Source organism: Rhodococcus globerulus NBRC 14531 (assembly GCF_001894805.1).
In the GTDB taxonomy this organism is placed as follows: Bacteria; Actinomycetota; Actinomycetes; order Mycobacteriales; family Mycobacteriaceae; genus Rhodococcus_F; species Rhodococcus_F globerula.
Genome location: NZ_BCWX01000001.1, coordinates 617,057 through 642,505 on the forward strand (window position 1 = coordinate 617,057; position 25,449 = coordinate 642,505).

Sequence of the window (25,449 nt, forward strand, 5' to 3'; positions counted from 1 at the left end):
GTTCGTGCACCCCAGACGAACAGAGCGATTTTGTGTTATCCGATCGGTTGTTGTTGCGTGACCAGCTTGAACGACGGAATCGAAACGCTCTGATTCTGACCGCCATTGTCATTGCTCCGCATGAACTGGAACAGAACGATGACGTTGATGACCTGTCCGTTGTAGTCACTTGTGAAGTCTGTGATGTCCGCGTTGGCGCTGTCGGACAGGAAGACGTACACGTCCAAGTACGGCGCCAGAGCGCCGCCGATTGTTCCGGTCTGTGCGACTACGTCTGCCCGCAGGCGAGGACCGGTGGCGGATACTTTCGAATTGCAGGAGTAGTAGACGTCCTGGCCCGGAAAGGTTCGGAAGGTCGAGATGTCTGGGATCGCTGTATAGGGCGCAGTATCGTAGTTGCGATAGAACCACCCCGTTGCCGTGGGTCCGCCGGGTCCCACGGTGCATGGTCCGAGGGAAAGGGTGCCGGCAGTAACCGTCTTGGACAGCACAGTTGCGGAATCGTTCCACGAAGCGAGCGTGCCACTTCCGCCGAGAAGAACCGCAATCGCCGCGGTGGCCGCCAGGGCGCCTTTCCACTGTTTCTTCATTTGCTCACCAGCGCAGCAATTTCAGCGGGGAGTTCACCTGTGGGCGAGGTGGACGTCCACTGTCCTGCGATCTTACTGACCTTACGAGGTCCGCTGGATCCGAGTATCCACAATTCATCAGCGCCAGTGAGCCAATGCAATTCGTCGTCGAGGCCAACTGCGGTGCGGAAGATCTCGGTTCCCGCCGAGTCGGTGATCGAGGCAAACCGGCCTGATTCGCCAGTCGCTATTGCAGCGAAATAGGTGCCCGAGTCACTGGGATCCCCAACTGGGACAACCGCAGTCGTTGTCGAAGTAGTTGGCAGGGTGGTTGTGGTTGTGGTCGGCAAGGTCGTGGTCTGTGTTGCTGTTGTTTCGTTGGTTGTGGTTGCGGTAGTTGTCGTTTCAGGAGGGGTCATCGGTGTCGGAGATGATTCTGTTGCGGAGGTCGACGTGCTTGTTGTCGTTTCTCCGGCCGACGAAGTCGTGGGTGCGGCCGTAGTCGTCGACGTTGTTTCGGGAGCCGCGGCGGGCGCCAGGCGGGCGGCAAACCCGGCCGGAACGGTCTGTGCGCCCTCTTTGACACATTTGGTTCCGACAAGCGAAGCAACGGAGATAGGAACAGGGAAGAATGCGGTCGATATCTGCGTGCCGACCTTGGTATAGATCTCAGCCGTATATGCACCGTCAGCAAGCAAACCGAAGAGTCCGACGGCTATCGTCGTGGTGAGGCTGCTGATATTGTCCACGGTGACGGTCGAGGTCGGCGTATCGTTCTTTCGAACGATGACTTTGTATGTGTATGGGCCGGTACCACCAGGCGCGGTCCAAGTGAGAGTGACAGTCGTTAACAGACCAAAGAGACCGCCAGTGGTGGCACAGGTTGCGCTCGGGACCCGCGGAGCTATGACGCTTGCGGCGGTGAATGTCGACTGGGCGCGTGCCGTGTCCTGAAATGCCGCAGCGGTTCCCGTCGTCTGTGCAATACCGAGTGACAGTGACACCAGAGTTGCTCCGGCAATCGTGGTTTTCACGAGCTTGCCCGATCGGGTTGCACGCGAAGGGGTATCCGATGGTGAAGAGATAACGTGTCTGTTTGTCGTCTCGATGCTTTCGCCAGTCGGAGGCTCCGGGCGGTTCGGTCGAGGCCCACCGGGCCTGAACGCGATCATCAGCAGGATTCCGGCGAGAACACCGCCGAGGAAGACGCCGATCGGTCCGGATGCCCAGGACACGAGGTAGCCAAGTTTGTTCATGCTGAACAGAACTCGATCAACGGTTGTGACGTAGTACGTCTCGATGTCAGCCTCGGCGTTCGCGTCACCTTTCAGAGTCAGTACTACGCCCGCAGCCTGCGGAGCAATGCTGTCGACGCGGTGGGTAATCCGAGTGCCCTGAGTATTGGTCACGCTGACAACGTCACCGACGGCGATCTCATCGGCAGGTGTTGATCGAGAGAAAGCCAGTGCACCTGTGCTGATTTCAGGTTCCATGGAGCCCGATCGGAAGACGAGCGGCTTGATCCCCAGAAACAGGCCCGCCGCCGCGATCACGATGCACAGAACTCCGGCGCATGCGCCGATCGTGAGCGCAAGCTCCCGCACGCGACCGCGTCGATGTGAATGCTTCTCTCGGGTCATGGCGCGCTCACACCGACGTTGCAGTGAAGTTGAATGTAACTGTCACAGTGGTGCCTTGGACTGTCGACGGCGCTGCCGCGTCCAAAGTCACGAGAAAGCAGATGTCGTCGACGCCGGAGGTGGCGGGCAGTGAACGAGTGCCGATGATGTTTGCGCTTGTACCCCCGTTCACGAGGGACGTATTTGCGATGATCGACGTTCCACTGCAGGTTCCGACATTGCTGGCATTGGCTGCGGTCCCTCCCGAGTACGTCGAGACTTTCAGGTACGGAGCGAGAGTAGACGTCGTCGATGTTGTATTGGCGGTGTAGGTGAAGGCTACAGACCCTTTGTTCTGAACTGACAGCATGGCTGCAATGCTCTGTCCCGGAGACATATTGGCTTTGGTGAGCGCTGTGAACGCGTATGCGGTCGGGTTTCCTTCGGCATTGTTCAGTTGGAGATTGATGGTTCCGGTACTGAAAGCGCCCGAGGTGGCTGTAGCTGTGTCGGTCCACGCGGCCATGGTTCCGACTGCACCTGTTCCCAGAACCATCCCGAGTGCGAGTAGTGCGCGAACCCGCGCACTACCGAGCATCATTCGAACTCTGCTGGGCGTGTTTTCAGAGTGTCGTGACATGTCCGGCGCTTTCGTTGTGTGACGCGGTGGCTGTTTCGGATAGCTGGATATCGTCAGACATCTGAACGTCGTCGACATTCGCGGCGCGATTGCGTCGGTCTCTGCGGCCCTCACGCGTTCCACTGACAAACATATAGACGGCATAAGCGGCGAGAGCGGTGACAACAATGCTCAGGATGATCTTGCGTTGCTCCCCGGTCAGCCAGCTGTGCACGTATCCGAGATACGGAAAGCTGTACCAGACCTTCCCTCTGATCTGTTCCGGGATTACCGGTTTTTCATCCGGAATGGAGTTGGCATCTCCCTGTGTGGTGAAAACTCGTTCGCCGCGGGTGTTCTCACTGATGGCGATGATGCGATGTGTCACGACAGTCGGCTTTCCGGACTCCAACTGAAACGTGATGGGAGTTCCGATCGCGAGATCGTTTGCGTCGGCTTCCTTGACGACAATCAGGGAACCAGGCTTGTAGGTCGGCGACATCGAACCTGTGAGAACCGTATATCGCTGCGCCCCAGCAAGGTACGGCACCACGATTGTTGCAATGATCAGCGCGCTGAGGACAAGCAGAAGCAGCCAGCTGGCAATGGAAGTGATCCACCAGATAGGTCCGCTTCGTTGTGCGCGGTGCTGTGCGTCCATCAAAATCCTCACTACGGCTGCGTGCGCGGGGGAACGAATTGTGTGCCCTTGAAGTTCAAGGTTGCGGTAGTCGACTGACCTTGTGCGGCACTTGCATTGACGGTCGCTCGCAGACACCACGTTGACGACGTGTTCGGTGAAAGAGTTGGCCTGGGTGTCGGTAGCGGAGTCGCTGGGTACTTGGCCGCAGTCAGGGTCCCGGTGTAGAGCTGCGTGCCGGTGGGCGTTCCGGTTGTGGGGCAATCGGCATTGCTGCCTACCTGCCACACCGTGAGATTGAGTTTCGGTTCCGGCTGCGACTGGCTTGCCGAGGTCAATTCGTATTGCACGATCATCGGAGTGCGGTTCGCGATGGTGATGGGTTTCTGGGAGTAGGCGCCAAGACTCATGGCGGTACCTCCGAAACCAGTCATCGTGTAACTCTCGGTAGCACTCGCGTAATCTGCGCCCAGGCGTAGGACCAACGTGTCTGCTGTCATTTGCAGCCCGGACACTGGAGTCTCGGCACGCCACAGGGCGCCGGTCTGTTGTGCTGATGCAAACATCACCACGATGACCGACGCACCTGCGAGTGCCCCCCAGGCTTTAGCTCTCACGGTTTCGCAGCCTCAGGGATTGATGGCTGTTTGCTCGATCTTGAGCGCGAGATCCGTCAAGTTGATCGACGCACCCTGAGCAACAAGGTCGTTCACGTTGGCGAATGTGATGACAACTGTGACGGCCACCGCGTCGCCGTTGTTGGCTTCTGTCAGGGGGCTCGCAGCGGTCACGACATTGCCGTCGACGGTGACAGTGGTCTCGACATCGATGTTGGCGAGGAGCTCCCCGGCAGTGGCGCCGGTTGCCGCTGTCGTGCCAGCTGTGATCGAAGCGGGATCCGCCTCGATGACGGCGTTCAATCGATCGCCGATTGCGGTGATCGATGTGGTGCAGTTGTACTCGAGCACCTCGGTCGGGACGATTCTGTATGCAGCAAGGTCTGCGGTGGGAATGGCAATGGTCGTCGGGTTCGTCGACGCCCATCCACTGGTGCCTGCAGCTGCGACGCAATCTGCGATTTGCAGCTCGCCGGCGGTGATGGTGTTTCCGCCGATCGTCGAACTGTCGCTCCAGTACGCGAGTGAACCTGCGCCGCCGAGGAGTAGTGCGCCCGCGGCTGCTGCCGCAATTGCACCCTTTGTCTGTTTCTTCATGGAGAGCTCATTTCTGGGGAGTCCGAATTGGGTCGTTCAGAAATGAGTATCAGCCATGGCAAACGATTCGTTACCGGTTTTGAAAAGAATATTTCGCCCAAATTGAAATTTTACGTTTGAGCTGGGAAAAGCCGCCTACCTGCGACTAGTCACCAATCCGTTAGTTCAACCTTGAAGAATTCTCCCGTTTGTCCAACTCGACAAAGGTTTTACGTTTCCTTTGTTTTGCGTTATTCATTCGGCTGGTTAACTACCCGTTCTATTTAGGCGATATGTCCGAATTATCTTTACTTAGTGCTACGAAAAGGGTCCGTTGTATTTCCGACAAGGGAGGCGACGGATTCCAGAACAATGGTGGGGCGGTAGGGATACAGCTCCACGGACGCCGGTGTCGAGATCCCGGTCATGACAAGGATGGTCTGCAAGCCCGCCTCCAGGCCGCACACGATGTCGGTGTCCATCCGGTCGCCGATCATCAAGGTGTTGGCGGAATGAGCGCCGATGGACCGCAATGCTGATCGCATCATGAGGGCATTCGGCTTGCCGACGTAGTACGGGTCGCGCCCTGTGGCTTTGGTGATCAAGGCGGCAACGGAACCGGTGGCAGGTAGCGAGCCGTCCCGCGACGGTCCGGTGGCGTCGGGGTTGGTGGCGATGAACCGCGAGCCTCGCTCGACCAATCTGATCGCGGTGGTAATCGCCTCGAACGAGTAGGTGCGGGTCTCTCCCAGGACGACGTAATCGGGATCGCTGTCCGTCAGGACGTATCCGATGTCGTGCAGCGCCGTGGTCAGGCCCGATTCGCCGACCACATACGCGCTGCCTCCCGGTCGCTGATTTGCGAGGAAGGTGGCGGTCGCCAGCGCTGACGTCCAGATGGACTTCTCCGGAATGTCGAGACCGGAGTTGAGTAGGCGTGCCCGCAAGTCTCGCGGAGTTCTGATCGAGTTGTTGGTCAGCACCATGTACGGGATGTTGTTCGATGCCAGTTCGGCGAGGAACGTGTCCGCTCCCGGCACCAAGTGCTCTTCGTGAACGAGGACTCCGTCCATGTCCATGAGGTAGGTCCACTGGGGTTCATTCGCGGTTGTGGTCATGTCTCAAGTATGTGGGAACCGCGTCCGACGTGGGCGATCAAGCGAGCAGACGCCACAGTCCGATCAGGCCGACGACGACAATCGTGTACCGCAGCGCGGTGGGGGACAGGCGTCGCCCGTAGCGGGCACCGAGTACCCCTCCGCCGAGCGAGCCGACTGCGATCAAACCGGCTGCTGCCCAATTGATCTGGTCGAAAGCCAAGCTGATGTACATCACCGCCGCGACGATGTTGACGAGCAGTGAGAGCAGGTTCTTCGCGCCGTTCATTCGCTGCAGGGTTTCGGGAAGGATGGCACCCATCACACCGATCAGGAGGATGCCCTGGGCGGCGGTGAAATAGCCGCCGTAGATACCGACTGCAAACGTGCCGGCGGTCAGGAGCATCAACCTCGAGGTCGACAACGTTGTCTCTTCGGTGGAACGCTTCTTCGCCCAGGCCTGGATGCGTGGTTGGAGAAGGACAAGAGCGAGCGCCAGGATCAGCAATACCGGAACGATCGTCTCGAATAACTTCTCAGGTAGGTGCATCAGCAACCACGAGCCGAGTAGCGCCCCGGACAGCGACGCCGGAATCTGCCACCGAAGCCGGTCCCATTGTCCCGACAATTCGCGTCGGTAACCCCAGGTGCCCGAAACGCCGCCGGCGACGAGGCCGACGGCATTGGACATCGTCGCAGTGACCGGAGGCATGCCGAAAGCCACGAGTGTGGGGAACGTGATCAGGGTTCCACTGCCCACCACGGCGTTGATCGCCCCGGCACCGATACCTGCCACGAGAATAAAAAATGCGTCCAGTCCGCTCACTCCGCAGACGGTACTGCAGGGTGATTCGGGGACGAGCGGTGGCTCGGGGCATCGGATACGGCTCATCCATCCAACACTGCATTCGCCGCTTTCGGGAGGCTTGCGATCAGCCTGATTTCAACGCACATAGATCCCTATTTCCCTTGTCTCGCAGGGAAATACAACATTTGACGACCGTTGATTCAGCGTCTAGTCTTTGCTCACCATCTCGAGCGACCGAGAGACCTGGCTCATCGACGTCGCAGCAACCCCCCGAGTGATCGGGAGCGGGTGCTTTCTGCCAGGACCGATGGAAGGCATCACATGGGTATCACTCGCTGCGCCGGTATTGCTTCGTGCGCCGGTTCGAACGCGTACGCACCGCACCGTCGACGTCACATCGACCTGCGTCGTACCGCGTCGTGTCACTGTCGCTGACCGAAATTCTCGGCACCAGCAATTCGTCGCGCAGTAATCCCATTTTCCGAAAGGTCTATTTTGTGATGTCCACTCCGTCAGACAGTGCGTCGTGAGCGCGCCTACCGAGGTCCGCCCCGAGAAGCCAGTGGCCGAGCCGCAGCTTCCCGACTCGGAGCTTGTTGTTGCCCGCACATGGCATCCGTTCCAATGGGTGGTCAGTGCGATAGTGCTGATCTTGCTGGCCCAGTTCATCCACGGTCTTGTGGTGAATCCCGGCTGGGACTGGCCGACGTTCGCGCAGTACTTCACCGCGAAATCGGTGCTTGCCGCCTTGTGGGTGACGATCAAACTGACCTTGTGGGGAACGATCCTGGGGTTCGGTCTCGGAGTCGTGCTGGCACTTGGCCGACTGTCGAATAATCCGGTTCTGCAGGTGATCGCCTGGACCTATATCTGGGCGTTCCGCTCGATCCCACTGATCGTGCAGTTGCTCTTCTGGTTCAACATCACCTACCTCTACCAAACGCTCTCTCTCGGAATACCGTTCGGGCCGGAGTTCTTCACGTTCCAGACCAGTGGCGTCATCGGCGGATTCACCGCAGCTGTCATCGGTTTGGCGCTGCATCAGGCTGCGTACTCCGCGGAGATCATCCGCTCGGGCATCATCTCGGTGGATCACGGTCAGATCGAAGCCGCTCAGTCGCTGGGGATTCCGCGCCGGCGCCAGTTCTTCAAGATCATTCTGCCGCAAGCGATGCGGGCAATTCTTCCCAACGCCGCGAACGAGGTGATCGGGCTGTTCAAGGGAACGTCCATCGTCTCGACCATGGCAATCGCCGAACTGTTCTACCAAGTACAGGTCATCTTCGGGCGCAACGGACGAGTGGTGCCGCTCCTGATGGTTGCAACACTGTGGTACATCATTCTCACGACGTTGCTCTCCATCGGCCAGTACTACGTCGAACGTCATTACGCTCGCGGCTCCGCTAGGGCTCTCCCGCTGACGCCTCTGCAGAAGGCGCGCAACAAATTCAACGAGATTCGTGATGCGCGTCTCGACATTCCGAGAGGTGCGACCCGATGACCGCGGAATTGCTCGAAGACAACGTCTATGCCGTCGAGGCGCGTGGTATCCACAAGTCGTTCGGTGCGCTGGAAGTGCTTGCCGGCGTTGATCTCCTGGTCCGCAAGGGCGAGGTGACCGTTATCCTCGGGCCGTCAGGTTCGGGAAAATCCACTCTGCTGCGCACCCTCAATCATCTTGAGAAGGTCGACCGGGGAACAGTGCGGATCGACGGGGAACTGATCGGATACCGGCGCAAGGGAAATCGGCTACACGAACTGCGCGATCGCGAAATCCTGAAGCAGCGCTCGCACATCGGTTTTGTGTTCCAGAACTTCAACCTGTTTCCCCATCTCACCGCTCTCGAAAATGTAGTGGAAGCCCCGCTGTCGGCACAGAAGCGTGATCGCGACGACGTGTACCGAGAGGCAAGGGCCCTACTCGAACGAGTGGGTGTGGGAGACAAAGCCGATCAGTATCCGCGTCAACTTTCCGGTGGCCAACAGCAGCGTGTTGCCATTGCCCGAGCCCTGGCACTGCGGCCGGCTGTGATTCTCTTCGACGAACCGACGTCGGCACTGGACCCGGAACTGGTTGGTGAAGTTCTCGAAGTTCTTGCCCAGCTTGCCCGTGACGGTGCAACATTGATCATCGTCACGCACGAAGTCGGCTTCGCCCGCGAGGTGGCGGACACCGCAGTCTTCATGGACGGCGGCGTCATCGTCGAACAGGGCCCGCCCTCGCAGGTGATCGACAATCCCGTCCACGAACGGACCAAAGCATTTCTCTCCCGCGTTCTCTGACGCTCAGACACATTTTCCGAAAGGCACACACTGATGTTCTCCCGATCCCGCCGCGCGACCTTCCTGATCTCGGCTCTCGCCACAGTCGGACTGCTCAGCGCTGCGTGCAGCAGTGCGGACGCAGAGTCCGAGGGTAGCCAGGGCACCGCCGCCGCGGGTTACAACCTCACCGCCGAGCAGAATCGCATCACCACAGCGAAAGTCGATTCCATCGCTGCCGAGCTTCCTGCGGAAATCCGCGACAGCGGCACGCTGCGAGTGACCGGTAGCGCCGGATCCGCTCCGCCGCTTCGCTTCTACGCCGATGACGACAAAACCCTCATCGGTTCCGAGACCGACTTCGCCTACCTGATCGGTGATGTACTCGGGTTGAAGATAGACCTGCAGACGGCTGACTGGGCACAGAACTTCGTCCGGATCGACTCCGGTGAAGCCGACGCGTTCCTCTCCAATGTGACTGTCACAGAGGAGCGTAAGGAGAAGTACGACTTTGCCACCTATCGCCTGGACACCCTCGCATTCGAGGCCAAGAAGGGCGCCGGGGTATCCATCACCGAGCCCAAGGACATTGCCGGGCTGAAGATCGCGGTGGGTTCCGGCACCAATCAGGAAGCGCTGCTGGTCAAGTGGAACGAGCAGAATGTCGCGGCCGGCCTGGCACCAACCGACATCTCGTACTACCAGAACACAACCGACTACTACCTCCCGCTGCAGTCCGGCCGCATCGACGCCTACTTCGGACCGAACCCGTCGTCGCAGTTCCATGCCAAGCAGTCGGGTGAAACCGAGGTGGTCGGTGAGTTCTCCGGTGCGGGTGACACCCTGCAAGGTCAGATCGCTGTGCTGGTGAAGAAGGACAACGGACTGATCAAGGCTATTAACGACGCCATCAACCACACCATCGAGAACGGCACGTACCAGCAGATTCTCGAGCGCTGGAACATCACCGGTGAAGCCGTCGACACGTCGCTGATCAACCCGCCCGGTCTCCCGAAGACCAAGTGAGTATCCGTCGATGAGTGAGATAGTCGATGTGATCGTCATCGGCGGAGGGCTTGTCGGGTCCTCCGTCGCGTGGCGGCTCGCGGCGCGCGGGCACAGTGTCGTACAGCTCGAGCAGTACACGCCGGGGCACAAGCACGGTGCGTCACACGGCACGTCACGTATTTACCGGCAGGCCTACGACAATCACCTGTACACCGGGCTGGCAGCGTCGGCTCTACCGCTGTGGCGGGAGTTGGAAACCACAACGGACATCGGGTTTCTGGAACTGACGGGCGCCGTTGATCACGGGCTGCCCGCTGCGGTACTGACCAAGTCGCGGGTACTTGTCGAAGCGGGCATCAAGGGTGAGATCCTCACTCCTGCACAAGCGTCGGCCCGCTGGCCGGGGCTGCGATTCGACACGACAGTCCTCCATCACCCCGACGCGGGCAGGCTGCACGCGGACCGCGCTGTCGTCGCCCTCGAAGCGGGTTCGCGACTCGAGGGAGCTGACGTCCGCCACGACACGCGCGTCCTGGCAGTTGCCGAGGCGTCGTACGGCGCCGACGTGATCACGGAGGGCGGGACGCTGCGAGGGCGGCACGTCGTTATTGCCGCCGGCGCGTGGACCGCGGAATTGATCGGGCGAAGCGAACTCGGCGCATCGGTCGTGTTGCCGACTTTGCGCACGACGCAAGAACAACCGGCACACTTTGCGCCACTCGATCCGGGAACCGCGTGGCCGAGCTTTGTCCATCATCCCGGTGCAGAGCTGGACACAGCCGGGATCTACGGGCTCGGTTCCGAAGACGGCATCAAGATCGGCGAGCATGCGACGGGGCCGGAGGTGACTCCGCAGACTCGCAGCTACACGCCCGACATCGCAGGCGAACAGCGTCTGGTCGACTATGCCGAAGCGTGGTTGCCGGGTGTCGATTCGACGCAGGTCGAGTCACTGACCTGCCTGTACACCAGCACACCTGACAGCAATTTTGTGATCGACAGGGTCGGTGCGATCACCGTCGCCGCAGGTTTCTCCGGACACGGATTCAAATTCGGGCCGGCGTTGGGTGAGCTGGTGGCTGATCTGGTGGAAGGAAATGCTCTGTCGCCGCAGCAATTCCAGTTAGGGGTGCGGTGAATGCGGCGCAAGGAAACCGAAAGGAAGATCACATGAGTGTCGAGATTGCGGGAATCGGCGGCGTAGAGGTGCGGTCGGTGTCGCAGAACGATCCGCTGGCAGCGCCGCTCATCGCGGAATTGGCGCTGGAATACAGTTCGCGATACGGCGGTACGCGTGACGAGATATTCGAAGATCTCACCACCTATCCGGCCGAGGAATTTGCGCCTCCGCACGGAGCGCTGCTGGTTCTCACGCTCGGCGATCAAGCCATCGCCGGTGGCGCGTTTCGTCAATTCGATTCCACCACTGCCGAACTGAAAAGAATCTGGACGTCGGCTTCCTTTCGTCAGCGTGGCCTCGGAAAGATCGTTGTCCGGGAGTTGGAGTCCGAGATCGCAGCTCGGGGATACCGCAGGGTCTATCTCACAACCGGTCCGCGCCAACCCGAAGCGGTCGCGCTCTACTTGTCCTGTGGCTACGCACCGCTGTACGACACTGCACTATCACCGCTCGAGGTGGGGATTCATCCATTCGAGAAGAAGCTGCAGGTGCGACATGACTACGACCGGCGGGTATCGGCATGAGCGCGGCGGCGTTCCCGAAAATGTGGCGTAGCCTGCAATTCCTACTGAACGAGTTGACAACTCGCGATCATCTCGTAGACTTGCGAAAGACCATCTCGAGCGACAGAGAGACCTGGCTCAATGAAGTCGCAGCAACCCTTCGTGTCATCGCGTGAGGGTGCTACCGCCAGGATCGATGGAGGAATGAAGTAATGAAGGCAGTTGAAGGCGGTTTCGATACCGCGTGGTCGCGTCGTCACGTAGACCTGTGCCGCACAGCAGGATCGTTCTGTACTCACTGACCATGGCCGCGATGTTTGCCGTCGTAGTTGACCCTGGTCAGTCTCTCGAGGCTCCCGTACGTGGGTAAGCCTGTTTTCTCTTCTCTTCGTAGCTGATTCGTGCTTGCTTGCCCCGTTCTCCGGTTGGCGACAAGCGCGCTTTTCCGCATGCCTCTTTAGGAGTTCTTGGTGTCTTCACGCTCAATCGGTGCGCGCTCACGCGTCACCGTCGCCGCTGGTATCGGCGCTATTTCGGTCCTCGGCACCGTGCTTGCCGGTTGCAGCACCAGTAGTGGCGACACCAGCGCCGACGCCGGGCCGGCCCAGTCAGGTGGAACCCTGCGCTACGGACTCTCGACGGCGCCTACCTGCGCCGACCCCGCACAGGCGGGCACGAATCAGACCGTGTATGTCACTCGTACCGTGGTTGATTCGCTGACCGACCAGGATCCGGAGACGGGTGAGATCACACCGTGGCTGGCAAAGAGTTGGGGCATCAGCCCCGACGCCGCAAGCTTCACGTTCACGTTGCGCGACGATGTCACGTTCAGTGACGGTACGCCGGTGACGGCCGAGTCGGTCAAGAAGAACTTCGACGTGGTCAAGGATCTGGGCCCGAACGCCTCACTGGCAAAGAGCTACCTGTCCTCGTACACGGGCACCGAGGTCGTCGACGCCCACACCGCCAAGATCAATTTCTCCGGTCCCAATGTTCAGTTCCTGCAGGCAACTTCGACCCCGCAGCTCGGCATTCTGGCGGACTCGACCACGGCACTACCGTCGGAGCAGCGTTGCGCCGGGACAGCCGTTGTCGGATCCGGCCCGTTCGTCTACACGGATTGGCAGCAGGATCGATCGGTCGCGATCGAGAAGCGCGCCGGGTACAACTGGGCCTCGGATGTGACCGGCCACCAGGGGGAGGCGTATCTGGACGGCGTCAACTTCACGGTTGTGCCGGAGTCGGGAGTGCGTGCGGGCAGCGTCGCATCCGGCCAACTGGACGCGGTCAGTGACGCGTTGACGCAGGACGCTCCGCAGATCGAAGCGGCAGGCGGGCGAATTCTCACCCGGCCCAATCCTGGTGTGAGCTTCTTCTTCCAGCCCAACGTGAGCCGCGGTGTTCTTGCCGATCAGGCTGTGCGCCAGGCAATCATCCCCGCCATCAATCGGCAGGAACTTGTCGACACGGTGCTGGATCCGTCGTTCTTCCCGGCGACGAGCCCACTTGCGCACACCACTCCGCTCTATGCCGATCAATCAGGTGTCGTGACCTATGACGCTGACAAAGCGGAAAGGCTACTCGATGCGGCAGGGTGGAAGGCCGGTTCAGACGGAGTGCGTGAGAAGGACGGCCAGAAACTGACTTTCGCGATTTCCTTCAACCCGGCGTTCGCCGGCAACCAGGCAATCCTCGAGCTGGTTCAGCAGCAGCTGCGGAAGGTGGGTGTGGATGCGAAGCTCAACCTGCTGTCCAACGGGGAACTCACCGAGAAGCAGACTTCGGGTGACTACGATGCTGTGTACTACAACGCCACTCGTGCAGATGCGGACATTCTTCGGGCGTCATTCGGCATCGACGGTCGAAACCTCAACAAGCGCACCGCCGATCCGGAACTCGACAAGGTTTTGACGGAGCAGCTCGCAACCACCGACACGGCGGCACGCGGTGAATTGGTCGCTCAGGCACAGGAACTGATCATCGATCGTGGACTCTCGATTCCGACGATCGAACTGTCGCAGGCAGTCGGCGCCGGAGCCTCGGTGCAGGATCTGAAGTTCGAGGCCTCCTCACGTCTGCAGTTCTACGACGCATGGTTGTCGGGTAAGTAAGTCATGACGCGATACGTACTCGCCCGACTGGGGCAGGCTGCGCTGGTCCTCTGGGCAGCGTTCACCATCTCGTTCGTTATTCTGTTCCTCCTGCCGAGTGATCCGGTCAGCATGGCTGCGGAGTCGGCAGGACAGGGTGTGGCGGTGGATCAGGCTGCACTCGAACAGCTTCGAGCGCGATACGGCCTGGACCAGTCGGTGTGGGCGCAGTACTGGACTTCGTTGACCAATGCGCTGCGCGGTGATTTCGGCACGTCGATCTCCACCGGTCAGTCGGTGACGGATGCGATCTTCTCGGCGCTGCCGAGCACGTTGGTGCTGGCAACCACGGGTTTGGTTCTTGCCGTGTTGTTCGGAGTGTCGATCGCGTTCTTTGCTACCTACACCCGTAAGCGCTGGCTCGCGAACCTGCTGTTCTCACTGCCTCCTCTCGGGGTGGCGGTGCCTACCTTCTGGGTGGGTCTGATTCTGCTGCAGCTTTTCTCGTTCCGGTTGCACATCTTCCCCGCATTCGGAGACAAGGGATTCGCGACGGTTATTCTCCCGGCGATCACCCTGGCGATCCCGACTGGCGCCGTGATCGCGCAGGTGCTCACGACCAGCCTGCAGTCGACGCTGCGTTCGCCACACGTGGAGACCGCGTACGCCAAGGGTGCAAGCCGGTGGCGCGTGCAGACCCGTCATGCGTTGCGACTCGCGAGCATTCCGGCATTCACCATTGCCGGTGTGCTGGTCGGAACTCTGCTGGCCGGTTCGGTGGTCGTCGAAACGGTGTTCTCCCGCGCCGGAGTCGGGCGTCTGACTCAGACGTCGGTGATGGCGCAGGACACTCCGGTAGTCCAAGGCGTGGTTGTCTTTGCATCCTTGGCATTTGTGCTCGTCAACCTGGCGGTCGATCTCTTCTATCCGTTGATCGACCCACGCATTATCTCGGCCAAGACGTCCGACACCGGGAAGTCACAGTCCGAAAGCTCGACAGATCTGGAGCCGGCGCATGTCTGACACGTTGATCGAACCACTCTTGCTCGATCCGATACCGGAGGCGAAGTCGTCGGCTACCACGCATCGGACAACTTCGGTGATCCGACGGATCAGTAAGCCGGGTCTGCTGATTCCGGTGCTGATCGTGGCTCTGGCCATAGGCTTTGCCGTGGCCCCTGGCGTATTTGCCAGTGGCGACCCGTTATCCGGCGTGCCGGCAGACAAGTTGCAGGGACCGAGCCTGGCGCACTGGTTCGGAACGGACAACCTGGGACGAGATCTCTACACACGATTTGTGCACGGCGCTGCGCTGTCCCTGACCGCGACTCTCGTGGCCGTCGGTCTCGCGTTGATCGTCGGATCGTTGATCGGGCTGATTGCAGGATTTGTCGGTGGGGTTGTCGACGCAGTGCTGATGCGCATCGTCGATGTTCTACTCTCGATTCCAGCCTTGCTGTTGTCGCTGGCACTGGTCACGGCGCTGGGTTTCGGCACCATCAACGTCGCGATCGCAGTGGGTGTGGCGATGGTCGCGAACTTTGCCAGGGTGATGCGTGCCGAGGTGATGCGGGTACGCAGCGCCCAGTACGTCGAGGCGGCTTTCGGTTCGGGAGTGCAGTGGCTCGGAGTTCTGCGCCGCCATATCCTGCCCAACTCGTACGCGCCCGTGATCGCATTGTCTGCGGTCGAATTCGGGCAGGCAGTACTTGCGGTGTCCGCGTTGAGTTTCCTTGGCTTCGGAGCCGTGCCGCCCACCCCGGAATGGGGATCGCTGGTATCCGAGGGACGGAACTTCCTCGCCAATGCCTGGTGGATGACAACACTTCCCGGCCTCGCCATTGTTGCCGTGGTCATCTCGGCGCATCGCATCGGACACGAGATCGAAAGGAGCAACCGGCGATGAGCACAACGCAGGATCAGTTGCTTTCCGTTACCGACCTACAGATCTCCTACGGAGCCGCACCCGCGGTACGCGGCGTGAGTTTCACGGTCGGCCGTGGTGAAGTTGTTGCAGTAGTGGGCGAATCGGGCTCCGGAAAGTCCACAACAGCGCACGCGATTCTCGGACTGCTCTCCGGCAGCGGACACGTCACCGGGGGCAACGTCGAGTTCGAGGGCGAACGTATCGACGACTACTCGGACCGGGCCTGGCAGAAAATCCGTGGTGCACGTATCGGTTTGGTGCCGCAGGACCCCACAACGTCGCTCAATCCGGTAACCCGGATCGGTGATCAGGTTGCCGAAGTCCTCCGTATTCACGGCCTGGCCGACCGACGGAAAGCGCGGTTCGACGCCATCGAGGTGCTCGAGCGCGCGGGAATCGATCGTCCGGAGATCCGAGCACGGCAGTACCCACACGAACTCTCCGGCGGTATGCGGCAACGAGTTCTGATCGGCATCGCGCTGGTCGCGAACCCGGCACTGATCATCGCCGACGAACCCACCAGCGCCCTGGACGTCACGGTCCAACGACGGATCCTCGACCACTTGGACGAGCGGATCGCCGAATCCGGTGCCGCAGTTCTCCTCATCACACACGACCTGGGAGTGGCCGCCGATCGCGCGGATCGGATTCTGGTGATGCACGACGGTCGGATCGTCGAATCCGGGCCCACCGAAACGATTCTGGGAAATCCTCGACACGACTACACGAAGAAATTGCTGAGCTCGGCGCCGAGCCTGTCATCGGGACCCATCGATCGCCCGGTCCGAGCGCAGACGACTCCGTTGCTGACTCTGGCGGGAATCACCAAGCGCTTCACCGTCGGACGAGGCAGTGCTATCACCGCGGTCAACGATGTGTCGCTGACCGTACCGCGTGGACAGACAGTGTCGTTGGTGGGGGAGTCCGGGTCCGGGAAATCCACGACGGCGCGCATCGCAGTGCGGTTGGAGCAGGCGGATTCGGGAACCATCACCTTCGACGGCGCGGATATCAGCAGGGTCAAGGGCAGCGATCTGCGTGAACTACGCCGCAAGATCCAACTCGTCTACCAGAACCCGTACGCATCCCTCGATCCCAAGCTCTCGATAGTCGACATCGTGGCGGAACCGTTGCGTGCCTTCAAAGTCGGCACTCGAATTCAGCAGCAGGCCCGCGCCGCGGAACTACTCGACCAGGTTGCCCTGCCCGGGCAGTTCGGTAGCCGCAGACCTGCCGAACTGTCCGGCGGGCAGCGGCAGCGTGTGGCGATTGCGCGAGCGCTCGCACTGAAGCCCGATCTGCTTGTCCTCGACGAACCGGTATCCGCCCTGGATGTTTCGGTGCAGGCACAGATTCTGGCGCTCCTCGACGAGTTGCAACGCGAACTCGGATTGACGTACCTCTTCATCTCGCACGATCTGGCAGTAGTGCGGCAGATCAGCGACATCGTCGGTGTCATGCAATCCGGCCAGCTGGTCGAAATCGGCACTACCGCAGAAATATTCGACAATCCCCGCCACGACTACACCCGAACACTGCTCGGTGCCATCCCCGGGCGGGACCACGCAGCCGGAAAGGCCGAACATGTCCGAGCATAATTCCGCAGCATTTCTGATCGGCCTCGAATTCGAGGGCACCGGTGTGCACCCCTATTCGTGGCGCCGCGAGGATTCGCGGGCCGAAGAAGTGTTCACCTCGTCCTACTGGGTGGACCTGGTGACCGCCGCCGACCGGGCCGGCGTAGACCTGGCCTTCTTCCCGGATTCGTTTGCCCTGCAGACCCAGGGGCAGCATGCAACGCGTGGTCGACTGGAAGCAGTTGCCACAGCTGCCCGATTGAGCGGCGTGACCTCGCGGATCGGGTTGGTTCCCACCGCGACCGTCACCCACACCGAACCGTTCCACATCTCGAAAGCGATCGCGAGTATCGACTTCTCGTCTTCGGGCCGGGCGGGTTGGCAGGTAGATGTATCCGACACTGACGCGGCTGCATCGCTGTTCGGCCGAAAGGCCGTGCAGAGCGAACACTCGCTGTGGGAGGAAGCATCGGAGGCCGTCGAGGTGGTCAGCCGCCTATGGGACAGCTGGGAGGACGACGCAGAGATCAGAGATGTGCCGACCGGACGATTCATCGACCGGGACAAGCTGCACTACATAGATTTCGAGGGCAAGAATTTTTCGGTCAAGGGGCCGTCCATCACGCCGCGCTCACCGCAGGGACAACCGCTGATCGTGGTGGACGCGAGCAAGCCGCAGGCGCGGGAGTTGGCAACCGAGCGAGCCGATCTCATCCGCATCTCCGCCGCCGACCTGGGTGAGGCGCAGGCTACCGTCCGGCTGGTCCACGACAAAGCCGCGGAGAACGGCCGTACCGTTCGGGTTCTGCTCGACGTCGATGTTCTGCTCGGTGCCGATCGCGGGGCAGCGGACGACGCCCTCGCCGAACTCGAAGAGTGGGCAGGAGTGCCGTACACGCCGCACTCGGTGTTCTACCGCGGCGACGCCGGCGGACTGACCACGCTGCTTCGCGAGATCAGTGGTTCGGCCGGGCTGGACGGAGTGGTGCTGCGACCGTTGGCTCTGGCAGCCGGGGCAGCGAAGATCACCGCCGATGTACTGCCCGCGTTCAATCCGAGGCCGAACCTCGCCCCGACGCTGCGGGAGCGGCTGGGTCTGGGACTCCCCGTCAATCAGTTTGCGTAGCGGCGAGAAAAGAACAGGAAATTCGATGACACAGAACAAGATTCGTAAGCAAGTTCATCTGGGTGCTCACTTCCCTGGTGTGAACAACACCACCGTATGGGCTGATCCGGCCTCGAAGAGTCAGATCGAGTTCAGCTCGTTCGAGCATCTTGCACGCAGTGCCGAACGCGGCCTGTTCGACTTCTTCTTCCTCGCCGAGGGGCTGCGACTGCGCGAACATCAGGGCAAAATTCACGATCTCGACGTGGTCGGCCGCCCGGACACCTTCAGCATTCTCAACGCGATTGCCGGTGTGACAACACATCTCGGACTTGCCGGAACAATCAACACCACCTTCAACGAACCGTACGAGTTGGCCAAACAGTTCTCCACGCTCGATCATCTCTCGGACGGCCGGGCAGCCTGGAATCTGGTCACCTCGTCGGACGCTTTCACCGGTGAGAACTTCCGCCGCGGTGGATATCTGGAACACTCGCAGCGATACGCCCGCGCCAACGAATTGGTCGACGCGGTGCGGACACTGTGGGACAGTTGGAGTGTCACTCGCCCGCTCGTCGACCGTGAGCGCGGAATCTTTGCCACCGACCAGCAGGTCGGCCAGTTCTCGCACACCGGCGAACAATTCGACATCTCCGGACGATTCGAAGTACCTCGAAGCCCGCAAGGTCACCCAGTTCTCCTGCAGGCAGGTGACTCCGACGAAGGCCGAGAATTCGGGGCAGCCAAAGCCGACGCCATCTTCACCGGCCACGGAACGCTCGAAGCCGGAAAGGCTTTCTACGCGGACGTGAAGGGGCGCCTCGCCAAGTACGGACGGACGCACGCCGACCTCAAAATTCTCCCCGCCGCCACCTTTGTCCTCGGTGACAACGCGGCTGACGCCCAGGAGAAGGCGTATCATATTCGGAGGCAGCAGGTCGGACCGCAGACCGCTATCGCCTTCCTCGAACAAGTCTGGGGCCGAGACCTTTCCGAGTACGACGCCGACGGCCCGCTGCCGAAGGAAGACCCGACGGACGACGTCAACATCACCCGTGGACGCGTCCGTCACGTCAAGGATCCCCGCGCCGTTGCTGACCAGTGGCGAGCAAAGGCCGAAGCGGAAAACCTCAGCATCCGTGAACTGATCATCGATGTGACTGCCCGTCAACAGTTTGTGGGCAGCGCAACGGAGGTGGCTGCCGAGATCGACAGCTACGTCCAGGGTGACGCGAGTGACGGATTCATCCTCGTCCCTCATCTCACGCCGGCGGGTCTCGACGAGTTCATCGACACCGTTGTACCCGAGTTGCAGGACCGCGGCAGTTTCCGCACGGAGTACGAAGGATCAACTCTGCGCAGCCACCTCGGGTTGCGTCATCCCCACGAGCAGGCCGAAGGAGTTCGCGCATCATGACCGTCACCGAGACCGGAGACACCACCTTTGTCGGCGAATGGACTGCGTGGCATGCGTTGCGCGACGCCACCTTTGCCGAGCCGCTCGGTTGGCTGAGCCTGACCGCCCTGCACTGGCTGGTGGACACCGATTCCACTTTCTCGGACCTACCGGGTGCATGGCGGGCCGACGCAGATGCTGTTGTCGTCACCGCGAGGCCGGCAGACGACCTCTCGATCGACGGTGTTGCCGTGGACGGTTCGGTCACCCTGACGCCCGTCGAAGGCGCGCCGGGATTGATCGTGAATCAGGGGCCGCGTCGAGTCGAGGTCATCCGCCGCACCGGTGAGGTCGCTCTGCGCATTCACGATCCGCTTGCACCGGCTCTGGCGCAGTTCAGCGGTATCCCGACCTTCGTTCCGAATCCGCAGTGGCGCATTGACGCTGTCTTCACCGCTTTCAACGAGGCTCGAACAGTGACGACGGGCGCCGTCGTCGAGAGGCTCGAACATCACCACGATGCGCGCGGAACAATCAGTTTCGAGTACGACGGTGAAACTCGGACTCTGATTGCCTTCGCCGGCAAAGACGACGGCTTTCACATTCTGTTCACCGATGCGACCAGCGGGGTGACCACCTATCCGGCAGCGCGTTCGCTGCACGTAAGCCCACCAGTGCCCGGTGGTGCGGTAGTCCTCGATTTCAATCGTGCGTCGAATCTGCCGTGTGCCTTCACCGATTACGCGACGTGCCCCGTAGCCCCCGCGGAGAATCGCCTTCCGTTTGCGGTCGAAGCCGGCGAGAAGATTCCGGAAGTGCATTGACATGACGGTGCCGCTGTCAGTTCTGGACCTGTCGCCGATCAGCGAGGGCAGTACGGCGCGAGACGCGCTGCGAAACTCGCTGGACCTCGCGCGATCTGCCGAATCCTGGGGGTACAAGAGGTACTGGGTTGCGGAGCACCATTTTGTCGGCGTCGCGAGCTCGTCCCCGGCAGTACTCGTCGGGCTGATTGCTGCTGCCACCAACACTATTCGCGTCGGGTCCGCTGCCGTGCTGCTGGGTAACAACACGGCGGCCGAGGTGGTGGAGGCATTCGGCACCGTCGACGCGTTGTACCCGGGCCGGATCGATCTGGGTATCGGCCGCAGCGGGCAACGCCGGGTGGAAGCGCTTCGAGCCGTTGCCGCCGGCAAGACCGTGCCTGGTGCATCCAGGGAGACAGTGGTGCGTGAGGGTGTTGTGATCCCGGCGCCGTTCGATATTTCCGGACTGCTCACGTCACCGCGTCTGCAGGCGTCGCTGGAGGCCTTGGCATTTCCCGGCGCACAGGCCCCCGAGTTCGAGGAGCACGTCGGCGAGATCCTGGCCCTGTTGAACGGCACCCACCGCACCCGTGACGGCATCGAATTGCACGCGAGTCCTGGCGAAGGCGCCGACGTCGAGGTGTGGGTGTTCGGCAGCAGTGCCGGACCGAGTGCGGAGCTCGCGGGCAAGCTGGGGTTGCCGTTCGGTGCGAATTACCATGTGGCGCCGTCGAGCACACTCGAAGCGGTGCAGGCTTACCGCGCCGCGTTCCGTCCCTCGGACACGCTGGCGGAGCCGTATGTCGTGGTCTCTGCGGATGTCGTCGCGGCGGAGGACGACGCCACAGCGCGGGAGTTGGCGTCCACCTTCGGGCATTGGGCGCACAGCATTCGCAGCGGTGCCGGTGCAATTCCGTACCCGGATCCCGCGACTGCGCTCCCGTTGCCCGAGCGCGACCGCGCCTTGGTGGAGGACAGGCTGATCACTCAGTTCGTCGGCTCGCCCAGCACTGTTGCCGATCGGCTCGAGCGTCTGCAGAAGCTGACCGGTGCAGACGAATTGGTGATCACCGGCGTTACTCATAGGCATGAGGACCGACTGCGCTCGTACCAGTTGTTGGCCAGGGAGTGGGGACTGCCCGCACTGCTGGCGGCGTGAGTGCGGCGAGTGAGCATAGGTTTCGGCAAGTGAGCAGCCCCTCCTGCAGACGGGAAGGGTTGCTCACTGCGCAGAACCTATGTCAGCTCTTCAGCAAGCCCGACTCCTACGCTCCGATCGCCCCCGCGATCATCGGCCAGGACGCGCGCATGTCCGCTTCGAAGAGCCCCCACGTGTGGGTGCCCTCGGGTCGGTAGCTGAATGTGGCCGGTATGCCGAGTTGTGCGAACCGCCCCTGCAGCGCAGCGGTACACAGTTGAGTGATCCCTTCGAGCACGCTGCCGGGAATGACTCCGGCGATCGCGGGGATCGAGTTGATGCCGTCCACCGGTCCGGGGATACCGTTACCCGTGGCGATGAAGAGCTGTGTGCCGCGGAGCTTTTCGGCGTTGACCAACGGGTCGTGGGCAGCCCACTGCGGTCCGCCCGGCCGGCCCCACATGTTGTGGACGTTGCCGCGTCCGAGAACTTCCACCATGGATCGAACCGCCATCTGCCCCAGCCCGTCGACGGTTCGAGGACAACCACTGTACGAACCGACAGCGCGGTACAGTCCCGGCGCCTGAATGGCGAGGTCCAGTACCGGCCCGCCGGCCATCGACACTCCGCCGAGAGCGTTCACCCCGGTTGTGTTGTAGCGAGAGTTCACCGCCGCGGGGAGTTCCTGCGTCAGGTACGTCTGCCATTTGTTGCGGCCGAGCGCCGGGTCGTCGGCATTCCAGTCGGTGTACATGCTGTACTTGCCGCCGATCGGCATCACCACGTTGACGTGTTTGTCGTCGAAGAAATCGCGAACCCCGGTGTTGTTGAACCACGAGATCCCGTCTTCGCCGCCGCCGACCCCGGTCAAGAGGTAGAACGTGGGCGCTGGGCCACCGCCGGCGGGGGAGATGACGTCGTTGCTGATCCACCGGTCCATGGAGGGTGAATAGACGTCGAACCTCGTGACCGTGGACTGTGCCGACGCAGTAGGGGCGGTCAGGCTCAGAAAGCCTGCGACCATTACCGCCGCCATCGTGAGATGGATACCGAAGTGCTTCCCGAATCGCGTCACGATCACGTCTCCCCACGCTAGATGCTGACGGTTGCTGCTCGTCCCGGCGAATTGTGTATACCAACAGTGGCACAATGCGAAGCAGAGTAACGAATGTCCGTTATTCAGCTGGATGAGTGGTGGAGGGCGGTCTCGTGGGTGCACAACCGGATCGACCTGCGCCCGATCTTGTGCGTCTGGGCTTTGGATTGGCGTCGATCACGCTTGCCACGGCCCGGCGAGCGGCGACTGCCGTGTTGGACTCCGTTCCGCGGATTCCGATCGTCGGAGAGCCATTGGACCACGCAATTGTTCAGGTGAGTGCCCTCGGCAACGACGCAATCGCCTCTACCGCCGCGTTTGCCGACACAACCTTGCGGACGGTGATCAAGGCCGTGGTGGCAGCGGCGCTGGACGAAGTCGACATCACCAAGATCGTCATCGACAACGTCGACCTCGACACTATTGCCGAAACCATCGACGTCGACAGGATCGCCGAACGTGTGTCGCTGGAACCGATCATCGATCGCATCGACGTGGACGACATTGCGCGGCGATTGGATGTCGAAGCAGTGATCAATCGGCTCGACCTCGACGGCATCGTCGATTCCGTCGACATCGAACGGCAGATCTACCGGGTTGATCTGGTGAAGATCGCGGACCAGGTCATCGAGGGCGTGGATCTGCCACAGATCATCCGCGAGTCCACTGGGTCGTTGTCCACCGAAGCGGTCCAGGGTGCCCGCGTGCAGGGGATGCAGGCAGACGACGCCGTTGCGGATTTTGTCGGTCGACTCTTCGGACGCGAGAAGACCGACAGGACCGACAGGACCGACAAGACCGACAAGACCGACAAGAACAACGAGAACGCAGGGCAGGAGTAGTGGCGACATCCCAGAATTCGGGTCCCGCCGGAATTGTGACCCGCGGTATCGCCGGAGCGATCGACCTGGGTGTCGTACTCGTTCTGATGGGCGGTGGATACCTCGCGGTGGCCTTTGTGCGACTGCTGTTCTCGCCGCAGACGTTCACGTTCTCTCAGCCCGGGATCTTCCTGTCCACGACGGCATTCATCACGGTCTCGACTGTGTATCTGACGGTGTGCTGGGCGACCACCGGCCGAACTGTCGGCAATGTGGTCATGGGCTTGCGGGTCATCACGTCGGGGCATCGGCTGGTTCGCTGGCCGCTGGCACTTGTTCGGGCCGTGCTGTGTGTGCTTTTTGCCTTCGGCCTCGGCTGGGCGGTCATCGATCGGCGTCGACGCTCGTTGCAGGACATCGTGCTGCGGACGACGGTGGTGTACGACTGGCGTCAAGATCCGGACATCGTCGTTACCCACGGAGTGGAGCACTCGTGACCGAACCCAATAGACCGGACGAACGATTCACCCTCGCCAGCGAGCGAACCTTCCTGGCGTGGATGCGAAGTTCGTTGGCGCTGTTGGCCGGTGGGATCGCGATAGTGCAGTTGGTTCCGGGGTGGAGTACCGGGTGGGTGCGCACCACGCTCGGTCTTGTCCTGATTGTGTTGGCGGCGGCAGCCGCACTGGTGGGGATGCGTCGGTGGTTGCAGGTGAAGAAGGCGCTCGAAGACGGAGCCCCGATGCCGGAACCGCACGCGCTCTGGCTGTTTGCCCTGGCACTGGCCGCCGTGGCGGTTGCGGCCGGAGTGGCAACGGTGGTTACGAGCCTCGCCCGCTGATCCACACGTAGAAGTCCTGGAGTGGCCTGGATAGTGTGCAGAGAAGGCGATTTACACGTCATAGCAAAACAAAGACGAAGAGGAGCACACAGTGGCGCAGGAGCTCAAGCTCGGATACAAGGCCTCGGCGGAGCAGTTCGGGCCTCGGGAGCTGGTGGAGCTGGCAGTTCTCGCCGAACAGCACGGCATGGATTCCGTTGCGGTCAGTGACCATTTTCAGCCGTGGCGACACAACGGCGGCCACGCACCGTTCTCACTGGCCTGGATGACGGCAGTGGGCGAGCGGACCGAGCGCGTGCAGATCGGCACGTCGGTGATGACCCCGACGTTCCGCTACAACCCGGCCGTTATCGCTCAGGCTTTTGCGACCATGGGTTGCCTGTACCCGGGACGCATCATGCTCGGTGTGGGCAGTGGTGAGGCGCTCAACGAGATCGCCACCGGATTCCAGGGCGAGTGGCCGGAGTTCAAGGAACGCTTTGCGCGGCTGCGCGAGTCGGTTCGGCTGATGCGCGAACTGTGGCTCGGTGACCGCGTCGACTTCGAGGGTGAGTACTTCACGACTCGCGGCGCCTCGATCTACGACGTTCCCGAGGGCGGTATCCCCGTGTACATCGCAGCCGGTGGACCGGTTGTCGCGCGGTACGCGGGCCGCGCCGGTGACGGCTTCATCTGCACGTCCGGCAAGGGCATGGATCTCTACACCGAGAAGCTGCTGCCGGCAGTGGCGGAAGGCGCAGCCAAGGCCGAGCGCGACGTTGCCGAGATCGACAAGATGATCGAGATCAAGATCAGCTACGACACCGATCCCGAAGCCGCGCTCGAGAACACCCGTTTCTGGGCGCCGCTCTCGCTCACCCCTGAGCAGAAGCACAGCATCGAAGACCCCATCGAAATGGAAGCAGCAGCCGACGCGCTGCCCATCGAGCAGGTCGCGAAGCGCTGGATCGTCGCGTCCGATCCCGACGACGCCGTCGAACAGGTAAAGGCCTATGTCGACGCCGGACTCAACCACCTCGTGTTCCACGCACCCGGACACGATCAGCGCCGGTTCCTCGAACTGTTCGAGCGCGATCTCGCACCGCGGTTGCGCGCACTGGGCTGACGGACAAGCACATCCTTGACGGTGCCTGCCACTCGCCGCGTGGCAGGCA

27 protein-coding genes and 1 riboswitch are annotated in these 25,449 nt (G+C 61.4%); of the genes, 18 read left to right on the top strand and 9 right to left on the bottom strand.

The window, feature by feature from the left end; all coding sequences use genetic code 11:
* Positions 1 to 35: 35 nt before the first annotated feature.
* From RG2_RS02640 to RG2_RS02675, 8 genes are all read right to left on the bottom strand, one after another.
* The gene (locus RG2_RS02640) at positions 36 to 590 is read right to left on the bottom strand and encodes an alternate-type signal peptide domain-containing protein (RefSeq protein ID WP_051730623.1); all 555 of its coding nucleotides are present in this window, start codon (positions 588 to 590) and stop codon (positions 36 to 38) included.
* The gene (locus RG2_RS02645; RefSeq protein ID WP_033235640.1) at positions 587 to 2,209 is read right to left on the bottom strand and encodes a signal peptidase I; all 1,623 of its coding nucleotides are present in this window, start codon (positions 2,207 to 2,209) and stop codon (positions 587 to 589) included. Before RG2_RS02645 ends, RG2_RS02640 begins: the two co-directional genes overlap by 4 nt.
* Before the next feature lie 7 nt (positions 2,210 to 2,216).
* On the bottom strand, positions 2,217 to 2,789 hold the full coding sequence (locus RG2_RS02650) for a SipW-dependent-type signal peptide-containing protein (RefSeq protein ID WP_230590263.1): 573 nt from the start codon (positions 2,787 to 2,789) through the stop codon (positions 2,217 to 2,219).
* Between the two features lie 22 nt (positions 2,790 to 2,811).
* Positions 2,812 to 3,468, bottom strand: coding sequence for a signal peptidase I (locus tag RG2_RS02655; protein WP_072782284.1), 657 nt, complete (start codon positions 3,466 to 3,468; stop codon positions 2,812 to 2,814).
* Positions 3,469 to 3,479: 11 nt separating this feature from the next.
* Positions 3,480 to 4,064, bottom strand: coding sequence for a hypothetical protein (locus tag RG2_RS02660; RefSeq protein ID WP_045064060.1), 585 nt, complete (start codon positions 4,062 to 4,064; stop codon positions 3,480 to 3,482).
* Positions 4,065 to 4,076: 12 nt separating this feature from the next.
* Positions 4,077 to 4,661 (bottom strand): alternate-type signal peptide domain-containing protein, encoded by a 585-nt coding sequence (locus tag RG2_RS02665; RefSeq protein ID WP_033235638.1) that lies wholly within the window; start codon positions 4,659 to 4,661, stop codon positions 4,077 to 4,079.
* A gap of 287 nt (positions 4,662 to 4,948) precedes the next feature.
* A complete protein-coding gene (locus tag RG2_RS02670; protein ID WP_033235637.1) occupies positions 4,949 to 5,758 on the bottom strand; it encodes an HAD-IIA family hydrolase in 810 nt (269 codons plus the stop codon).
* Between the two features lie 37 nt (positions 5,759 to 5,795).
* The gene (locus RG2_RS02675; RefSeq protein ID WP_033235636.1) at positions 5,796 to 6,563 is read right to left on the bottom strand and encodes a sulfite exporter TauE/SafE family protein; all 768 of its coding nucleotides are present in this window, start codon (positions 6,561 to 6,563) and stop codon (positions 5,796 to 5,798) included.
* Positions 6,564 to 7,071: 508 nt separating this feature from the next.
* On the opposite strand from RG2_RS02675, the gene RG2_RS02680 reads away from it, so the two are divergent.
* The 14 genes from RG2_RS02680 to RG2_RS02740 all read left to right on the top strand — a co-directional run bounded on the left by RG2_RS02680 (position 7,072) and on the right by RG2_RS02740 (position 21,558).
* The gene (locus RG2_RS02680) at positions 7,072 to 8,046 is read left to right on the top strand and encodes an amino acid ABC transporter permease (protein WP_033235634.1); all 975 of its coding nucleotides are present in this window, start codon (positions 7,072 to 7,074) and stop codon (positions 8,044 to 8,046) included.
* Positions 8,043 to 8,828, top strand: a complete 786-nt coding sequence (locus RG2_RS02685) for an amino acid ABC transporter ATP-binding protein (RefSeq protein ID WP_033235633.1) — start codon at positions 8,043 to 8,045, stop codon at positions 8,826 to 8,828. Before RG2_RS02680 ends, RG2_RS02685 begins: the two co-directional genes overlap by 4 nt.
* A 33-nt stretch (positions 8,829 to 8,861) precedes the next feature.
* Positions 8,862 to 9,833 (top strand): ABC transporter substrate-binding protein, encoded by a 972-nt coding sequence (locus RG2_RS02690; protein ID WP_033235632.1) that lies wholly within the window; start codon positions 8,862 to 8,864, stop codon positions 9,831 to 9,833.
* Between the two features lie 10 nt (positions 9,834 to 9,843).
* Entirely contained in the window at positions 9,844 to 10,953 is a 1,110-nt protein-coding gene (locus RG2_RS02695; RefSeq protein ID WP_033235631.1) for an FAD-dependent oxidoreductase, read from the top strand.
* A 32-nt stretch (positions 10,954 to 10,985) separates the two neighbouring features.
* Entirely contained in the window at positions 10,986 to 11,519 is a 534-nt protein-coding gene (locus RG2_RS02700) for a GNAT family N-acetyltransferase (RefSeq protein ID WP_033235630.1), read from the top strand.
* A gap of 87 nt (positions 11,520 to 11,606) precedes the next feature.
* Positions 11,607 to 11,701: riboswitch (SAM riboswitch) on the top strand.
* 9 nt (positions 11,702 to 11,710) lie between these two features.
* On the top strand, positions 11,711 to 11,800 hold the full coding sequence (locus RG2_RS32670) for a putative leader peptide (RefSeq protein ID WP_317823110.1): 90 nt from the start codon (positions 11,711 to 11,713) through the stop codon (positions 11,798 to 11,800).
* Positions 11,801 to 11,968: 168 nt separating this feature from the next.
* A complete protein-coding gene (locus RG2_RS02705) occupies positions 11,969 to 13,609 on the top strand; it encodes an ABC transporter substrate-binding protein (protein ID WP_033235629.1) in 1,641 nt (546 codons plus the stop codon).
* Between the two features lie 3 nt (positions 13,610 to 13,612).
* Positions 13,613 to 14,611: an ABC transporter permease gene (locus RG2_RS02710; protein WP_033235628.1), complete on the top strand. Its 999-nt coding sequence runs from the start codon at positions 13,613 to 13,615 to the stop codon at positions 14,609 to 14,611.
* Positions 14,604 to 15,494, top strand: coding sequence for an ABC transporter permease (locus RG2_RS02715; protein WP_033235627.1), 891 nt, complete (start codon positions 14,604 to 14,606; stop codon positions 15,492 to 15,494). Before RG2_RS02710 ends, RG2_RS02715 begins: the two co-directional genes overlap by 8 nt.
* Complete coding sequence (locus RG2_RS02720) at positions 15,491 to 17,113, top strand: dipeptide ABC transporter ATP-binding protein (protein ID WP_033235626.1); 1,623 nt, start codon at positions 15,491 to 15,493, stop codon at positions 17,111 to 17,113. Before RG2_RS02715 ends, RG2_RS02720 begins: the two co-directional genes overlap by 4 nt.
* Positions 17,100 to 18,218, top strand: a complete 1,119-nt coding sequence (locus RG2_RS02725; protein ID WP_033235625.1) for an LLM class flavin-dependent oxidoreductase — start codon at positions 17,100 to 17,102, stop codon at positions 18,216 to 18,218. Before RG2_RS02720 ends, RG2_RS02725 begins: the two co-directional genes overlap by 14 nt.
* 25 nt (positions 18,219 to 18,243) lie before the next feature.
* Positions 18,244 to 19,614, top strand: a complete 1,371-nt coding sequence (locus RG2_RS02730; RefSeq protein ID WP_033235624.1) for an NtaA/DmoA family FMN-dependent monooxygenase — start codon at positions 18,244 to 18,246, stop codon at positions 19,612 to 19,614.
* Complete coding sequence (locus RG2_RS02735) at positions 19,611 to 20,417, top strand: DUF1684 domain-containing protein (RefSeq protein ID WP_033235623.1); 807 nt, start codon at positions 19,611 to 19,613, stop codon at positions 20,415 to 20,417. Before RG2_RS02730 ends, RG2_RS02735 begins: the two co-directional genes overlap by 4 nt.
* A 1-nt stretch (position 20,418) precedes the next feature.
* Positions 20,419 to 21,558: an LLM class flavin-dependent oxidoreductase gene (locus tag RG2_RS02740; RefSeq protein WP_033235622.1), complete on the top strand. Its 1,140-nt coding sequence runs from the start codon at positions 20,419 to 20,421 to the stop codon at positions 21,556 to 21,558.
* Positions 21,559 to 21,664: 106 nt separating this feature from the next.
* On the opposite strand, the gene RG2_RS02745 is transcribed toward RG2_RS02740, so the two are convergent.
* Positions 21,665 to 22,573, bottom strand: a complete 909-nt coding sequence (locus RG2_RS02745; RefSeq protein WP_045066596.1) for an alpha/beta hydrolase — start codon at positions 22,571 to 22,573, stop codon at positions 21,665 to 21,667.
* 173 nt (positions 22,574 to 22,746) lie between these two features.
* On the opposite strand from RG2_RS02745, the gene RG2_RS02750 reads away from it, so the two are divergent.
* The 4 genes from RG2_RS02750 (at position 22,747) to fgd (ending at position 25,400) form a co-directional block, all read left to right on the top strand.
* Positions 22,747 to 23,475, top strand: a complete 729-nt coding sequence (locus RG2_RS02750) for a hypothetical protein (protein ID WP_051730648.1) — start codon at positions 22,747 to 22,749, stop codon at positions 23,473 to 23,475.
* Positions 23,475 to 23,951, top strand: coding sequence for an RDD family protein (locus tag RG2_RS02755; protein ID WP_033235621.1), 477 nt, complete (start codon positions 23,475 to 23,477; stop codon positions 23,949 to 23,951). The genes RG2_RS02750 and RG2_RS02755 overlap by 1 nt, the downstream gene beginning before the upstream one ends.
* A complete protein-coding gene (locus RG2_RS02760) occupies positions 23,948 to 24,295 on the top strand; it encodes a YidH family protein (RefSeq protein WP_033235620.1) in 348 nt (115 codons plus the stop codon). The genes RG2_RS02755 and RG2_RS02760 overlap by 4 nt, the downstream gene beginning before the upstream one ends.
* Positions 24,296 to 24,386: 91 nt before the next feature.
* Positions 24,387 to 25,400 carry a glucose-6-phosphate dehydrogenase (coenzyme-F420) gene (fgd, locus tag RG2_RS02765; protein ID WP_033235619.1) on the top strand — a complete coding sequence of 338 codons (1,014 nt, stop codon included), beginning with the start codon at positions 24,387 to 24,389 and terminating at the stop codon, positions 25,398 to 25,400.
* The last annotated feature ends 49 nt before the right edge of the window (positions 25,401 to 25,449 follow it).

Excerpts from the sequence above, each read along its gene's own strand:
- RG2_RS02640 (WP_051730623.1), bottom strand. The coding sequence starts at position 590 with ATGAAGAAACAGTGGAAAGGCGCCCTGGCGGCCACCGCGGCGATTGCG.
- RG2_RS02645 (WP_033235640.1), bottom strand. The coding sequence starts at position 2,209 with ATGACCCGAGAGAAGCATTCACATCGACGCGGTCGCGTGCGGGAGCTT.
- RG2_RS02650 (WP_230590263.1), bottom strand. The coding sequence starts at position 2,789 with ATGATGCTCGGTAGTGCGCGGGTTCGCGCACTACTCGCACTCGGGATG.
- RG2_RS02655 (WP_072782284.1), bottom strand. The coding sequence starts at position 3,468 with ATGGACGCACAGCACCGCGCACAACGAAGCGGACCTATCTGGTGGATC.
- RG2_RS02665 (WP_033235638.1), bottom strand. The coding sequence starts at position 4,661 with ATGAAGAAACAGACAAAGGGTGCAATTGCGGCAGCAGCCGCGGGCGCA.
- RG2_RS02670 (WP_033235637.1), bottom strand. The coding sequence starts at position 5,758 with ATGACCACAACCGCGAATGAACCCCAGTGGACCTACCTCATGGACATG.
- RG2_RS02685 (WP_033235633.1), top strand. The coding sequence starts at position 8,043 with ATGACCGCGGAATTGCTCGAAGACAACGTCTATGCCGTCGAGGCGCGT.
- RG2_RS02690 (WP_033235632.1), top strand. The coding sequence starts at position 8,862 with ATGTTCTCCCGATCCCGCCGCGCGACCTTCCTGATCTCGGCTCTCGCC.
- RG2_RS02695 (WP_033235631.1), top strand. The coding sequence starts at position 9,844 with ATGAGTGAGATAGTCGATGTGATCGTCATCGGCGGAGGGCTTGTCGGG.
- RG2_RS02700 (WP_033235630.1), top strand. The coding sequence starts at position 10,986 with ATGAGTGTCGAGATTGCGGGAATCGGCGGCGTAGAGGTGCGGTCGGTG.
- RG2_RS32670 (WP_317823110.1), top strand. The coding sequence starts at position 11,711 with ATGAAGGCAGTTGAAGGCGGTTTCGATACCGCGTGGTCGCGTCGTCAC.
- RG2_RS02710 (WP_033235628.1), top strand. The coding sequence starts at position 13,613 with ATGACGCGATACGTACTCGCCCGACTGGGGCAGGCTGCGCTGGTCCTC.
- RG2_RS02715 (WP_033235627.1), top strand. The coding sequence starts at position 14,604 with ATGTCTGACACGTTGATCGAACCACTCTTGCTCGATCCGATACCGGAG.
- RG2_RS02720 (WP_033235626.1), top strand. The coding sequence starts at position 15,491 with ATGAGCACAACGCAGGATCAGTTGCTTTCCGTTACCGACCTACAGATC.
- RG2_RS02725 (WP_033235625.1), top strand. The coding sequence starts at position 17,100 with ATGTCCGAGCATAATTCCGCAGCATTTCTGATCGGCCTCGAATTCGAG.
- RG2_RS02730 (WP_033235624.1), top strand. The coding sequence starts at position 18,244 with ATGACACAGAACAAGATTCGTAAGCAAGTTCATCTGGGTGCTCACTTC.
- RG2_RS02735 (WP_033235623.1), top strand. The coding sequence starts at position 19,611 with ATGACCGTCACCGAGACCGGAGACACCACCTTTGTCGGCGAATGGACT.
- RG2_RS02740 (WP_033235622.1), top strand. The coding sequence starts at position 20,419 with ATGACGGTGCCGCTGTCAGTTCTGGACCTGTCGCCGATCAGCGAGGGC.
- RG2_RS02745 (WP_045066596.1), bottom strand. The coding sequence starts at position 22,573 with ATGGCGGCGGTAATGGTCGCAGGCTTTCTGAGCCTGACCGCCCCTACT.